This window comes from Mycobacterium seoulense (assembly GCF_010731595.1).
Classification (GTDB): domain Bacteria; phylum Actinomycetota; class Actinomycetes; order Mycobacteriales; family Mycobacteriaceae; genus Mycobacterium; species Mycobacterium seoulense.
In genome coordinates this window covers 2,298,091-2,312,038 of the sequence record NZ_AP022582.1, presented here as the reverse complement: position 1 = coordinate 2,312,038, position 13,948 = coordinate 2,298,091, and the positions used below count along the sequence as shown (strand labels likewise).

The window sequence follows — 13,948 nt, the reverse complement described above, 5'->3', positions numbered from 1 at the left end:
CCGGGACCGGAACGGGCCCCGCCCGCGTCCCGACTTTGCCCGGTTGACCGGCCCGGACACCCCGGCGCCACGTAATTAAACGTTTCGTAAAAAACCGTTCTCGGGTAGCCCATTGGCTTAGGCTCAAGGCGAGTGTTCCTCACGTGTCTAGTCGCCGGGGGGTGGTGTCGGTTCGTGTGGGTGTAGGTGCCGTTGACTCGGTCGGTGGGTTGGGGATGTGATGATTCCAGCTTTTCTTTTCTTCCCCCCCGAGATCAACTCTGCCCTGATGTATGGCGGCGCCGGGCCCGGCTCATTGTTGTCGGCGGCCTCGGCGTGGGAGGCGCTCGCCGCGGACTTGGCGGCCGCCGCCGCGTCGTTTGAGTCAGTTGTGACGGGAGTGGCCGCCGGTCCGTGGATGGGTCCCTCGTCGGCGGCGATGGTGGCGGCCTCGACGCCGTATCTGCAGTGGCTGATCTCGGCGGCCGGACAGGCCGAGATGGCGGCCGCCCAGGCGACGGCGGCGGCGACGGCCTACGAGGCGGCGTTCATGGCGACGGTGCCCACCCCGGAGGTGATCGCCAACCGCCTCCGGTTGCTCATGCTTATCGCGACGAACTTCTTCGGTCAGAACACCCCGGCGATCGCGATGACCGAAATCGAGTACATGGAGATGTGGGCCCAGGACGTGGCCGCGATGGTGGGCTATCACGTCGGGGCGCAGACGGTGGCGGCGACGTTGCCGGCGTTCAGCGCCCCGCCGGTGGCCCTGGGTGGACTGGCGGGCCTGGTGACGGCGCCGCTGGACCTGGCGTCCCAGGCGTTCGGAGCGTTCTCGTCGCTAGGCGCCTCGTTCGTTTCCGAGCTGCAGTCGGTGCTGGGGGCGTTCTTCCCCGGCCTCTCGTCGGTGACGTCGTTGCTGTCGTCGATGCCGGTGACGACGATGACCGCGCTCGCGCCGATCGGAATGTATCCGGCGAGCGCGCTGATGCCGCCGATGATGGTGCTGGCCCACAGTGTCGGGCCTGCGGCACCGGCGGCAGGCGTCACCACCGTGGCCGCGGAGGGTCTCGCCCCTGCGGGCGGAGCCCATGGGTTGCAGTCGATGGGCGGGCTGGGCGTGGCCACGGCCGGGTTGGGCAATGCGCGGTTCGTGGGGGCGATTACGGTGCCGCCGACCTGGCAGGGGTCGATGCCGGTCCCTGCGGTCCTGACGAGTCTCGCGGTGCCGGCGCTGGGCACCCAGCTACCGACCCCGATCGCGACCGGGGCATCGTCCTCTCCATCGTCCGCGCCCGCAGGTTCGACATCGGCCATGGCCATGGGGATGGACGATCGGGGCACCGAGGGGGACAAGACCGACAAGAGGGGGCGCCGCGGCGGGGAGAACCCCCACGTGGTGCAGTCGCGGCCCAAGGTGGTGCCGCGGACCAAGGGCGGTTAAGGCCCGACCACCGCCATTCGCGTATGCCCGGTCCGGGCCGGGCATACGTTCACCAAAAGCAAATCCTAGTTTTTCGGGTATTTGTCGTGAGTTTGGCTTACGATGTGCCTGCTTGGTGTTATTGGGTTCGGCCACAGCGTCCGAAAATCGGCTGTGGAAGGGGGCAACATGCTTTTGCCTCTTGGTCCGCCGCTACCAGATGACTCGGTATCGGCGGTTCGGGGTGAGTCGGGGATGCTCGGCGGCCTGTCGGTTCCGCTCGTATGGGGCGTGGCCGTGCCGCCGGACGACTACGACCACTGGGCCCCGAAGCCGGAAGTGAGCGCCGACACCGTCGACGCGGCCGCCGACGCCCCGGCCGCGGTCGCGGTTGCGGACGCCACTCAGTGGACCGAATGGAAGCGATGGGACGGCGAGACCGAACCCCACTTCGAAATGCCGCGCAGCGGAGGCGTGATCCCGCATTCACCGGCCGCCGGCTGACGGTCGGGTTCAGGGCGGGCGGCTCAGAAGCGGCCGCCGCCCATGAGGCCGCCGCCGAACGACCCTCCCCCCGATGATCCCCCGAATGACGTCGGGCTCCAGCCGCCGAACCCACCCCGCATGCCGCCGCTGAGCACGTTGCCGATGATGATTCCCCCCAGCATTGCCCCCCAGTCGCCGCCCCCGCCGCGGGCGTAAGCCCGCTGAGCCGACTGGACATCGGCATTGGCCAACGACTGCGCCTGGGCGGCCAGCGTCGACGCCGCGTTGGCGTGGGAAATCGCTTCGGCCGGGTTCGTCGCCCCCTTGTCCCGCGCGGCTTGCAGGTGCCGTTTGGCTTCGGCGAGCCGGGTGCGGGCCTCCGGGCCGATGCTGCCCCGCCGCGTGTCGATGTAGTCGGAGACCGCCCGCACGCGGGTGTCGGCGGTGAACAACGCCTGGTCCAATGACCGGGTGAGCCGTTCGGCGGTGGCTTGCTCCTGCGCCAGCGTGACCAGCACCGCGTTGAGATCGGCATCCGCCTTGGCCAGCTGTGCGAATACGCCCAGCGGATCCGTGGAGGCTGCGGCGCGCGCGGCGTCGACGGCCCGCGCCGCAGCGTCACGCGCCGCGAGCAGATCGCCGGTGTGGGCGAACTCGGTGGTTCGCGCTTTCTGTAGCAGCTCGCCCGCGCGCTCGATGTCCGCCTGAATGTCGGCCATCGCCGACGGCAACCGGTCGATGGCGTGCGCAATGTCGGTGGCCGCGTTGTCCACCGAGTCGAGCAGCGCCCGCGCCTGCCCCAACGCGGACTCCGCGGCATGGACGGCATCGACCAAACCGGCCTGCCGGCCGCTGACCGCTTCGGCGGCCAAATCCCGGGCAGTGCCGATGTTGCGGTCGGCGAATGCCAGCCGCTCCTTGGCGCCCGAGACGTTGCCGGACACCGAAGTCAGTGCGGCAGCGTCGAATTGGTGGTGCAGCTCAGCCAGTCGCTGCTCGGAGGGTGCTATCCGGGTGGTGAGCTCGACGTACTGCTGAGTCAGCGTGTCCAGCCGCGCGGGCGCGTTGATCACCAGATCGCGCAGGTTCTCGAAGGCTTCGGTCTGCGACTCCAGTTCGCGGTCGGCGCGCGCCGCCGACACCACGACCCGGGTGAGCAGCTCGCGGCGCTGGTCGGGTGTCTCGGGTGTGGTGTCGTCCAGCTGTTGTCGCACCGTAAATGATTGGGACAGAGCTGCTTTGGCGTTGTTGACGGCCTGGGTGAACGGTTGGGTCCGCTCCTCGCCGAACTCGGCGATCGCCAGGTCGAGTTCGTTGGAGCTGGTTCGCACGGCGTTGTCGACCTCGACCACCAGCGCGCGGGACAGGTCATCGAGGGCCTGCAGCGGTACCGCGGCCAGCGCACCGGCGTCGGTGGGGTCGACCCGCCGGGCCGCCGCCAGGTCGGCCGCCCTTCGCCGTCGGGCGCGATAACGCATGACCACCAGCAAGACCGCCACCGCGACGAGAATGAGCGCCAGGATGACCAGCAGCGCGACCCGGCCCGACGAACCCGGTGACGTATCGAGCCCGTTGGCCGCCGCGACCGCGGCGCCGCTCCAGTCGCCGTCGTGCAACGCGGGTTCGATCCTGTTGTGCCGCAAGTCATCGACCTGGCGTGCACTGACGTTCTTGACGGTCGAGGGCACCAGGAAGGCGTACGCACGGCTGGTGGTGGCGACGGCCAGCAGGGCGTCGTAGTCGCCGAGATCGCTGGAACGCATCGTGCGCTGGGCCCAGTTCACCGCGTTCTGACCGGCGAAGTCGTCGACGTAGACCACCCAGAGCCGGATGTGGCGATCCGTGTACAGCCTGGCCACCGCCGACGTGACCGCCGCGCGGCCAGAATCCGACAGGACGCCCGCGTTGTCGGTGACGTAATCCGCCAGCCGGAGCGGGGGTTGCGCGCCGGCGCCGGGTGCCACGAGCAGCCCGCCGCCGAAACCAACCGCGAGGATCGTCCCGACCAGAGTCAGCAGGCGGGCGGTGCGCATGCGCATTAAGCCAATTTAGCCCGGTGGTGATCCGGGCAAACAGCCGTGCGGCGGCCGGTCCGTCGTCCGGCATTCCCTGGCAGACTGTGCTGCGGTGACCACGAATCGGCAAGACCCTTACGACGACTTCGACCGTCAACGGCGGGTACACGAAGCGCCGAAGACTGCGGGCCTGCCGGGTACGGAAGGTCAGCACCGCACCGACTTCGCCCGTGACCGGGCCCGGGTGTTGCACAGCGCCGCGCTGCGCCGGCTGGCCGACAAGACGCAGGTCGTCGGGCCCCGCGAAGGTGACACCCCGCGCACCCGGCTGACGCACTCCCTGGAGGTGGCCCAGATCGGCCGGGGGATGGCGGTCGGCTTGGGCTGCGACCTCGACTTGGTCGAGCTGGCCGGGCTGGCCCACGACATCGGCCATCCGCCCTACGGGCACAACGGCGAGCGCGCCCTGGACGAGCTCGCCGCCGGCCACGGCGGTTTCGAGGGGAATGCGCAGAACTTCCGCATCCTGACCAGCCTCGAGCCCAAAGTGCTTGACGAACAAGGCAATAGCGCGGGGCTCAACTTGACCCGCGCGTCCCTGGACGCCGTCACCAAGTATCCGTGGCCGCGCGGCGAGGGAAAGCGCAAATTCGGGTTCTACGACGAGGACCGCGAGCCGGCGGCCTGGGTTCGCGCCCGCGCGCCGGAAGGCCGGATGTGCCTGGAAGCACAGGTGATGGACTGGGCCGACGACATCGCCTATTCGGTCCACGACGTCGAGGACGGGGTGGTGTCCCAGCGCATCGACCTGCGCGTGCTCGCCGACGACGACGAGGCGGCCGCGCTGGCCAAACTGGGTGAGAGCGAATTCCTGCGGGTCCGCGCCGACGACTTCATGGCGGCCGCGGCGCGGCTCGCGGCGTTGCCGGTGGTGGCCGCGGTCGGCAAGTACGACGCCACCCTGGCGGCGTCGGTCTCGCTCAAGCGACTGACGAGCGAACTGGTCGGCAGGTTCGCGTCGGCCGCCGTAGCGACCACCCGCGCCGCGGCCGGTCCCGGGCCGCTGGTGCGCTACCGGGCCGACCTGCTGGTCCCCGACCTCGTGCGCGCGGAGGTCGCTCTGCTGAAAATCCTTGCCCTGCAATTCATCATGTCCGATCCCCGGCATCTCCACACCCAGGCCCTGCAGCGCGAACGGATCCACCGGGTGGCGCAGTGGCTGTATTCCGGGGCGCCGCAAACGCTCGACCCCGTCTTCGCCGCGGCCTTCACCACAGCCGCCGACGACCGCGCCCGGTTACGGGTCGTCGTCGATCAGATCGCCTCGTATACCGAGGGCCGGCTGGAACGCATCGACACCCGCCAGACCACCGGTTAGCCGAGAGGCCGCAGGTCATCCCACGGCGTCGCCGTCGCCGTCGCGGACTAGGCTGCCCGACATGACCAAACTCAGCGGTATCGCCACCCTCGCGGTGGGGCTTCCCGTCGTCGCCATGACCGCCTGCAGCTCACCACAACATGCGAGCACCCAGCCCGGCACCACCCCTCCGGTGAAGAGCGCCGCACCCTCGTCGTCGGGCGAGACGACGACGCCGGCGCCCAACGGCGAATCGCTCAGCGCGCAACTGAAGACGCCGGACGGGCGGTCCGTCGCCACGGCAACGTTCGACTTCACCGGCGGGTACGTCACCGTCACCGTCAAGACGGTGGCCGGCGGCATCCTCTCGCCGGGCTTCCATGGCATGCACGTCCACCAGATCGGCAAGTGCGAGCCCAACTCCGTCGCCCCGACCGGCGGTGCGCCCGGCAACTTCCTGTCCGCCGGCGGTCATTACAACGCGCCCGGCCACACCGGGAAGCCCGAAAGCGGTGACCTGACATCGCTTGAGGTACGTCAGGACGGCTCGGCCTACCTGGTGACCACCACCGATGCGTTCACGCGGGACGTCCTGCTGGGCGGCGAGGGCAAAGCGTTGATGCTGCACGGCGCCGAATACAGCGACAACGCGATGGAGCGGGTGGCATGCGGCGTCATCGGAACGGGATAGCCGGCCGGCTCGGCGCTCTAGACTGAGCCGATGTCCAGCCCGGCAGGTTCGTGGGGGCACCACCCGCGCGCGGCGGAGGACGACGCCCGGCCACGGGGCCGGGGGCGGATCCCCGATCGCGACATCTCGGCCATCCGCGAGCGGGTCCGCATCGAGGAAGTCGTCGGCGACTACGTCCAATTGCGGCGCGCCGGGGCCGATTCCCTCAAGGGCCTGTGCCCGTTTCACGACGAGAAGTCGCCGTCGTTTCACGTGCGGCCCAACCACGGCCACTTCCATTGCTTCGGCTGTGGGGAAGGCGGTGACGTCTACGCGTTCATCCAGAAGATCGAACATGTCACCTTCGTCGAGGCCGTTGAGCTGCTCGCCGACCGGATCGGCCACACGATCAGCTACACCGGCCCGGCGACCAGCGTGCAGCGCGACCGCGGCAGTCGCAGCCGGCTCGTCGCGGCCAACGCGGCCGCGGCGGAGTTCTACGCGTCGGCGCTGGAATCCGACGAGGCCGCAACGGCACGCCAATACCTGACGGAACGCAATTTCGACGCCGAGGCGGCCCGTCGCTTCGGCTGCGGGTTCGCGCCCTCCGGGTGGGACTCACTGACGAAACATCTGGTGCGCAAGGGATTCGAGTTCAAGGAGCTGGAGGCGGCCGGCCTGTCGCGGCAGGGCCGCCGCGGCCCCATCGACCGCTTCCACCGGCGGCTGCTGTGGCCCATCCGCACCGCGGCCGGTGAGGTGATCGGGTTCGGCGCGCGCCGCCTGTTCGACGACGACCCGATGGAAGCCAAGTACATCAACACCCCCGAGACGCTGCTGTACAAGAAGTCGTCGGTGATGTTCGGCATCGATCTGGCCAAACGTGACATCGCCAAGGGCCACCAGGCGGTCGTCGTCGAGGGCTACACCGACGTGATGGCGATGCATCTGGCCGGCGTCACCACCGCCGTGGCGTCGTGCGGCACCGCGTTCGGCGACGAACACCTGTCGATGCTGCGCCGCCTGATGATGGACGACAGTTTCTTCCGCGGCGAGCTGATCTACGTCTTCGACGGTGATGCGGCCGGCCGCGCGGCCGCGCTCAAGGCCTTCGGCGGCGAGCAGAACCTGGCGGGGCAGTCCTTCGTCGCGGTGGCCCCGGACGGCATGGATCCCTGCGATCTGCGGCTGAAGTCCGGCGACGGCGCGCTGCGCGACCTGGTGGCGCGGCGCACGCCCTTGTTCGAGTTCGCGATCCGCACGGCCATCGCCGAGATGGACCTGGACAGCGCCGAGGGCAGGGTCGCGGCGCTGCGCCGTTGCGTGCCGATGGTGGGCCAGATCAAAGACCCGACCCTGCGCGACGAGTACGCCCGCCAGCTCGCCGGCTGGGTGGGCTGGGACGACGTGGCGCAGGTCATCGAGCGGGTGCGCAGTCAAGCCAAGAAGTCGCCGGCCCAGCCGCGGGGCGGACCCGGCCCGGACGCTTCGCGCCGCGCCGCCCAGCAGGCCCGCGCCACCGCCCCGGCCCGACCCACCGCCGCGCGCCCAGACCCGCGTGACCCGACGCTGTGGCCGCAGCGCGAGGCGCTCAAGTCGGCGCTGCAGTACCCGGCGCTGGCCGGGCCGGTGTTCGACACGCTCACGGTCGAAAGCTTCACGCACCCCGGTTACGCCGCCGTGCGCGGCGCCATCGAGGCCGCGGGCGGCACGTCGAGCGGCGTCACCGGGGCGCAGTGGATCGACGCGGTGCGCCAGCGGGCCGGCTCGGATTTGACCGCGGGCCTGGTCAACGAGCTCGGCGTGGAGGCCGTCCGGGTGGACGACGAGAAGCTGCCGCGCTACATCGCCGGCGTGCTGGCCCGGCTGCAGGAAGTGTGGATGGGTCGGCAGATCGCCGAGGTGAAATCCAAGCTGCAGCGCATGTCGCCGATCGAACAGGGCGACGAGTACCACGCGTTGTTCGGTGACCTGGTGGCGATGGAGGCCTACCGGCGCAGCCTGCTCGAGCAGGCTAGCGGCGACGATCTGACGATGTGAGGGCCTCGTCGGCCGGCCGGTCGGCGCCGCGCTCCATGACGGCGGTCTGGCCGTCGATCTCGGCGACGGTGACGAATCCGGCGTCCGGGGAGATCCGATTGGCGATCTTGCGGCGCCCCCCTTCGATCACCGACTTGGCCACGGGACTGCTGGTCATCGCGCGATAGGTGCCGACGATCTGCTCGTACCGGCGCCGCCCGGCCTTCGAGCCCAGCACGTAACCCAGTCCAAGCACCACGACATACCGGATCAAAGCGTTCCTCCCGACTAGCGACCGTTCCCATCCTGCCTCACCCGGGTGGGTCCGTGCGCGCCCGATCCGTCCCGGCGTCCAGTTGGGCGCGGTTGTGCCAGTACGCTAGAGTCGTCCCGCGATCGTGATGATCCCCTGTAGCTCAATTGGCAGAGCGTTCGGCTGTTAACCGATAGGTTCCTGGTTCGAGTCCAGGCGGGGGAGCCAGGTGATTTTCGCCATTGAGACTCTCAGTGTCCGGCGCTCTGGCCGCCGCTGGCGCCCCATCCGAACGATCCCGGGGGCGGCCCATCGGCCGGGGGCTAGTCGTAGGCCGGGGTCCACACGGTGGCCAGGACGGCCTGCCGCGGGTCGGCGTGCGTCCGGGTGGCCACACCGTCGGCGACGGCGGCGTGATACACGGCTTCGGCGACGGCCGTCGAAATGGCGCGCAAGTCCCGGACGTCGGGCAGCAGCGAATCCCCGGGATCTGACGGGCTAGCCTGTCGCACAACGGCTTTCGCTGCCGCCTGCAGCATCCCCTTGGTCAGCAGCCGGGCCCCGGCGACGATGATGCCAAGCCCGATCCCGGGGAACACCAGCACATTGTTGGATTGCCCGATGGTGTAGGTGGTGCCGTCGTATTCGATCCCGGCGACGGGGGTGCCGGTGGTGATCAGCGCCTTGCCGTCCGACCACTGCAGCAGGTCGCCCGGCACGGCCTCCATGCGGGAGGTCGGGTTGGACAGCGGGAAGATCATCGGACGCTCGCAGGACGCGACCATGGCCCCCACGACCTTCTCGGTGAAGGCGCCGAACACGGCCGAGGTGCCCAGCAGGACGGTGGGGGAGGCGAGCTTGATGGCGTCCACCAACCCCACCCGATCCCCGGTGCCCACCCCCAGCCGGGCGCGGTTCTTGGCGTAGGGCACCTGGAAATCGCGGAGGTCGTCCATGTCGTCGAACAGCAGGCCCTGCTTGTCGATCGGCCAAATCTGTGCCGTGGCCTGCTCGAGAGTGGCGCCGTCGGACACCATCGCGTCGCGGATCTGATCGGCCACCCCGATCCCGGCCGTCCCGGCCCCGAAGACGACCACCGTCTGGTCGCGCATCGGCACCCCGGTGACGTGGCATCCGCCGTAGACGGCCGCGACGACCACCGCGCCGGTTCCCTGGACGTCGTCGTTGAACACGCAGTACTTGTCGGCGTACGTATGCAGGATCCGCCGGGCGTTCAGCGGCCCGAAGTCCTCGAAATGCAGGATGGCCTTCGGGAACAGCCGGTGGGCGGTTTCGATGTAGCGGTCGACGAAGGCGTCGTATTCGGCGCCGCGCCGCCGCGCGTGACGGTTGCCCAGGTAGAACGGATCCTGCAGCAGCTGTTCGTTGTCGGTGCCGACGTCCAGGGAGACCGCGATGCAGCGGCGCGGGTCGATGCCGGCGCCGGCGGTGTACAGCGATAACTTGCCCACCGCGATCTGAATGCCGCCCACGCCCCAGTCGCCGATGCCCAGGATCGCTTCGGCGTCGGTACACACGATCAGGTCGACGTCGTCCGGTTCCAGCCCGAAGGTTTCGAAGGCCGCCTCGATGTCGTCGGGCTCGTCGATGCTCAGGAACAGCCCCCGCTGCCCGCGGTATTCGTCGGAGAACCGTTGAATGGCCTCCCCGACGGTGGGGGTGTAGACCACCGGCATCAGCTCGGGCAGATGATCCTCGAGCACCTTGTAGTAGAGCAGTTCGTGGCGGTAATGCAGCTGCTCCAGCAGCAGGTTGCGGCCCAGATCCGTTGCCAGGCTTTGCAATTGATGCCACACCCGGTCGGCCTGCTCGTCGAGCGTGAGCACCGCCGGGGGAAGTCGTCCGATCAGCCCCAGTCGCCGCCGCTGCTCGTGCGTGAAGCCGACTCCGCGGTTCAGGCTCGGCGCGGCCAGTGCCGGCGGGATCCGCGGCGCGTGCGCGTCGCTCATCGCAATCTCCGTCCCCTACTTGGCCCCATGGGCAACCGTAGCGTCGATCGCGGTGAACGCATCTCGAAGAGTGTTTGAGGCGCCGGCGGGGCCGATCAAGCCAACAGGGGCTGCAGCGCCTGACGCAACTCCGCGGCCTTAGGCACGCCCGCGCTGCGGTATCGCTGACGGCCCCCGGCGTCGAAGATGAACGTGGTCGGCAGCGACAGCACCGAAAGCCGTTTGGCGGCGGCGGGGTGGGCGTCGATGTCGAGCTCGAGATGTGCCACGTCGGGAAGATCCGTGCACACCTGCTCGACCACGCGGCGTACCGAAGCGCAGGGGCCGCACCAGGCGGCGGTGAAATGCACGACCGTCGGGCCGACCTCGGACAAGCCGAGGTCGGCTGTGTCCTGCGGCAGGCCCGGAGCCGTTTCGCGCAACGCCCCCGAGCGCCGATTGACCAGCACGCCTGCCGCGCTGGCGGCTCCGAGTGCCGCGATCAGCGCTGTCACGACGACCACCACAGTGCTCATGTGGACCCTCAGATCGAGAAGTCTTCGCCGTGCCACACCCCGGCTTCTGGTGGCCGGATGACGCGGGCGGATTGTTGGCCGTCGTTCGAAGCTTCCAGCTTGGCAACCCTGGTGAGCAGGGACTGGAGGCTGACGCCGACGAGGTCGGGCATCATCGAGTCGTCTGGGCTGCTTCGGCCGTGGCGACTGATGACCTGTCCGGGGACCCCGATGACCACGGCGCTCGACGGAACCTCTTTGACGACGACGGCGTTGGCGCCGATCCGGCTGTCCTCGCCGATCTTGATCGCGCCGAGCACCTTGGCACCGGCACCGATCACCACCCGGTCACCGATCGTCGGGTGGCGTTTGCCCGTGTCCCTGCCGCTGCCGCCCAGGGTGACCCCGTGGTAGAGCGTGACGTCCTCGCCGACTTCGGCCGTCTCTCCGATGACGACCCCGGTGGCGTGGTCGATGAACAGACCGGGGCCGAGCACGGCGCCGGGATGGATATCAACCCCGGTCAGGATGCGAGTGACTTCGTTGAGTATCCGCGCGGCCAGTCGTGCGCCGCGGTTCCATAACCAGTGGCTGATCCGGTGGCCCCAGATGGCATGCACGCCGGGGTAAGCGAAGATCACCTGCAGCGTGGTCGGGCGGGCCGGGTCACGTTCCCTGGCGGCCCGGATGTCACGTCGTATCTCGGCGAGCATGGCTAATCCGCCAGGTCGGCGAAGAGCGGGGTGCTCAGATAGCGCTCGCCGAAGCTGGGCAGCACCACCACCACGAGCTTCCCGGCGTTCTCCGGACGGCGGGCCAGCTGGAGCGCGGCCACCACGGCCGCGCCCGAGGAGATGCCGACCAGCAACCCCTCCTCCCGCGCCAACCGTCGGGCCATTTCCAGCGACTCTTCGTTTCCGACCGTGACGACCTCGTCAACCAGATCCATATCGAGCACCGGCGGCACGAATCCGGCACCGATGCCCTGGATGGGATGAGGTCCCTTCTGCCCTCCGGACAAGACGGCGGACGCGGCGGGTTCCACGGCCACGATCTGCACCGATGGGTTGCGTTCCTTGATGACCTGGGCGACACCGGTGAGGGTGCCGCCGGTGCCGACCCCGGCGACAAAGACGTCGACCTTGCCGTCGGTGTCTCGCCATACCTCTTCGGCCGTGGTCTTGCGGTGGATCGCCGGATTCGCGGGGTTCTCGAACTGCTGAGGTATGAAGTACCGCTGGTCGTTCTTGGCCAACTCTTCGGCCTTGGCGATGGCACCTGCCATACCGTCGGCGCCGGGCGTCAGGACGATGTCAGCACCGAACGCGCGCAACAGCATTCGACGTTCGGTGCTCATCGTGTCCGGCATCGTCAGTACGCATCGATAGCCCCGGGCCGCGCACACCATCGCCAGCGCGATGCCGGTGTTCCCGCTCGTCGGTTCCAAGATGATCGTGTCGGGTTTGATCAGACCCGCGTGTTCGGCCGCATCGAGCATGGCCACCCCGATACGGTCCTTGACGCTGTTCGCCGGATTGAAGAATTCCAGCTTCGCCACGACATCGGCGACCGCGCCTTCGGTTACCCGATTCAGCCGGACCAGCGGCGTGTTTCCGATTAGTTGCGTGACGTTGTCTGCGATGCTCATCTGTATTCCTCAACGATGTCAGTACAAGCTTCGTCGCCCTGCCTGGGGATGTCGAATGCGGCAGCGCCGCGGTGGCGGGTGGGGAACATGGTCATCGGTGGGTTGATCTCCTGGACATTGACTAACGCGCGTGGGCGGCCACGGGTGTTACCTGTGCTGGCGCCCGCAAACCGGCGGATTACGCGAGGACTTCTGCGACGTCAGAAAATCAACAACAGCGACAACAACAGCGCACGGTGAGGCGGCGCGTAAGGGCGAGGCACGGCTGGGTGGCCTGTTGCATAGGCCCCACTATAGGACATCCACGGATTTCGGCCGTCCTGCCTGTTCGTTTGCCGAGTCCCTCGCTGCTCTTGCGGTCAGGTTGGCAGGCCGTACTTCTCGGCATCGGCACGGTACCGGTCGACCCACTCGTCAGAGCGCTGGTCGGCCTGGCGTTCCAGCATCGGCTCGGGAGCCAGCCGCGGGTCGAGCCCCAACGCCTCCAGGATGGCGGCCACCACCTGAGTCAGGTTGCGCCACAACACCGGATACGGAATCTCCATGGGCTTGACGTCTTCGTCGGCGAACCAGTTCCGCCAGCCCTCATTCTGGGCGCGCAGCATGGTGACGACGTGCGCGATCGCGCCGGCGTGATAGGTGGCGCGCGCGTCGCGAACGGGGTCGGGCCGCCCTCGCCACACCCGCGTCTGCACCGCCCGCCAGAACGACACCGCCTGTGAAACCACGTCGGGACGATGCACATAGATGAAGAGCGGCTCCTCGCCCACTACGTCGGTGATCGCGGCCAGCAGGCCATCGCCGCTGCGATTCGGTAGGTTTTTCGCGCGCTTCAACAACAGCGGCGTCTGATTCCACATCAGCTTGCCGCCCCATATCCCGTTCGGCGTTCTCCCGACCGTGCGGATGTAGTCGCGCCAGATCTCGGCGGGCGCGAGGTCCGGAGTTCCCGCATCGAGCGGGTCGAGCAGGCGCAGGACGGATTCGTCCTCCACGGCGGCGAACCACTCGCGGGGCTGTGGCGCCTGACTGGTGGCCGGCAGGTATTGGAAGAACTCCTGCGGCTCGCCGGCCACGCCGGTGGCGCGCAGCGACTCGACCAGCAGCGTGCTGCCACTGCGTTGCGACGCCAGCACCAGGTATGACGACGGATTATCGGCCACGCAGCAAGCGTATCCGGCCGGAATTGCTTTCGCAGGTAATGTTTTACGCTCGCGCTGACCTTAATTGCCGACGGGAAATCGTGCTGCGTGAGCGTGCGGAGCGCTGCGGCTAGGGCTGTCCGTCGTCGGCGGTCTCTTCGCAAACGCACAGGTGAGAGCCGGCCCGAAGATGTCCCCGAAGCTGCGTGCCGCGCTTGCGCATCAGGTGCTGCCTGTACACCTTGTCGCGCTGCTGCGGCGAGAACGCCAAGTCCAAATTGATCGGCAACCCGGCCCAGTCGACCTGGTCACCGTCGTCGCCGTCGGCCCCACGCCGCAGCCGGCACCGCAACGGGCAGACGGCCTGCACAGTGTCCTCGAGGGGCCCCTCGAAATCCAGAGCCACGCGTACGTCCCTCCTCGGCGCCACCAATGACTGAATGGTGCAGCGAGGTTGTTTCAGCAATACGCGCGCGACGTTTCCGTCGTATT

Annotated in this window: 13 protein-coding genes and 1 tRNA gene; 6 read left to right on the top strand and 8 right to left on the bottom strand. The window is 68.6% G+C overall.

The genetic code is table 11. The annotated features are described in order from the left end of the window. Positions 1-220: 220 nt before the first annotated feature. Both G6N37_RS10640 and G6N37_RS10635 read left to right on the top strand, forming a co-directional pair. Positions 221-1,423 (top strand): PPE family protein, encoded by a 1,203-nt coding sequence (locus tag G6N37_RS10640; protein ID WP_163684891.1) that lies wholly within the window; start codon positions 221-223, stop codon positions 1,421-1,423. 234 nt (positions 1,424-1,657) lie between these two features. Then, on the top strand, positions 1,658-1,906 hold the full coding sequence (locus G6N37_RS10635; RefSeq protein WP_163684889.1) for a hypothetical protein: 249 nt from the start codon (positions 1,658-1,660) through the stop codon (positions 1,904-1,906). Positions 1,907-1,929: 23 nt separating this feature from the next. Here G6N37_RS10635 and G6N37_RS10630 read toward each other — a convergent pair whose 3' ends face one another. After that, complete coding sequence (locus G6N37_RS10630) at positions 1,930-3,921, bottom strand: TPM domain-containing protein (RefSeq protein ID WP_163684887.1); 1,992 nt, start codon at positions 3,919-3,921, stop codon at positions 1,930-1,932. Between the two features lie 94 nt (positions 3,922-4,015). On the opposite strand from G6N37_RS10630, the gene G6N37_RS10625 reads away from it, so the two are divergent. The 3 genes from G6N37_RS10625 (at position 4,016) to dnaG (ending at position 7,970) form a co-directional block, all read left to right on the top strand. Further along, the gene (locus tag G6N37_RS10625) at positions 4,016-5,281 is read left to right on the top strand and encodes a deoxyguanosinetriphosphate triphosphohydrolase (protein ID WP_163679675.1); all 1,266 of its coding nucleotides are present in this window, start codon (positions 4,016-4,018) and stop codon (positions 5,279-5,281) included. Between the two features lie 61 nt (positions 5,282-5,342). Then, positions 5,343-5,951 carry a superoxide dismutase[Cu-Zn] gene (gene sodC, locus G6N37_RS10620; RefSeq protein ID WP_163679672.1) on the top strand — a complete coding sequence of 203 codons (609 nt, stop codon included), beginning with the start codon at positions 5,343-5,345 and terminating at the stop codon, positions 5,949-5,951. A 30-nt stretch (positions 5,952-5,981) separates the two neighbouring features. Next, entirely contained in the window at positions 5,982-7,970 is a 1,989-nt protein-coding gene (dnaG, locus tag G6N37_RS10615) for a DNA primase (RefSeq protein ID WP_232075410.1), read from the top strand. On the opposite strand, the gene G6N37_RS10610 is transcribed toward dnaG, so the two are convergent. Continuing rightward, positions 7,945-8,223 (bottom strand): hypothetical protein, encoded by a 279-nt coding sequence (locus tag G6N37_RS10610; protein WP_163679669.1) that lies wholly within the window; start codon positions 8,221-8,223, stop codon positions 7,945-7,947. The two genes, dnaG and G6N37_RS10610, sit on opposite strands and share 26 nt — an antisense overlap. A gap of 131 nt (positions 8,224-8,354) precedes the next feature. Between G6N37_RS10610 and G6N37_RS10605 the strand changes: the two genes are divergently transcribed. Further along, a tRNA-Asn gene (locus tag G6N37_RS10605) sits at positions 8,355-8,430 on the top strand. A gap of 95 nt (positions 8,431-8,525) precedes the next feature. Here G6N37_RS10605 and G6N37_RS10600 read toward each other — a convergent pair. The 6 genes from G6N37_RS10600 to G6N37_RS10575 form a co-directional block, all read right to left on the bottom strand. Beyond that, positions 8,526-10,172 carry an NAD-dependent malic enzyme gene (locus G6N37_RS10600; protein WP_163679666.1) on the bottom strand — a complete coding sequence of 549 codons (1,647 nt, stop codon included), beginning with the start codon at positions 10,170-10,172 and terminating at the stop codon, positions 8,526-8,528. A gap of 95 nt (positions 10,173-10,267) precedes the next feature. Continuing rightward, positions 10,268-10,687, bottom strand: a complete 420-nt coding sequence (locus tag G6N37_RS10595; protein WP_163679663.1) for a thioredoxin family protein — start codon at positions 10,685-10,687, stop codon at positions 10,268-10,270. An 8-nt stretch (positions 10,688-10,695) separates the two neighbouring features. Next, positions 10,696-11,379 (bottom strand): serine O-acetyltransferase, encoded by a 684-nt coding sequence (cysE, locus tag G6N37_RS10590; RefSeq protein ID WP_163679660.1) that lies wholly within the window; start codon positions 11,377-11,379, stop codon positions 10,696-10,698. A gap of 2 nt (positions 11,380-11,381) precedes the next feature. Beyond that, positions 11,382-12,314: a cysteine synthase A gene (cysK, locus tag G6N37_RS10585; protein ID WP_163679657.1), complete on the bottom strand. Its 933-nt coding sequence runs from the start codon at positions 12,312-12,314 to the stop codon at positions 11,382-11,384. 359 nt (positions 12,315-12,673) lie between these two features. Next, positions 12,674-13,477, bottom strand: coding sequence for a trehalose 2-sulfotransferase (gene stf0 / locus G6N37_RS10580; protein WP_163679654.1), 804 nt, complete (start codon positions 13,475-13,477; stop codon positions 12,674-12,676). Between the two features lie 109 nt (positions 13,478-13,586). Next, complete coding sequence (locus G6N37_RS10575; protein ID WP_232075408.1) at positions 13,587-13,862, bottom strand: hypothetical protein; 276 nt, start codon at positions 13,860-13,862, stop codon at positions 13,587-13,589. Positions 13,863-13,948: the final 86 nt, after the last annotated feature.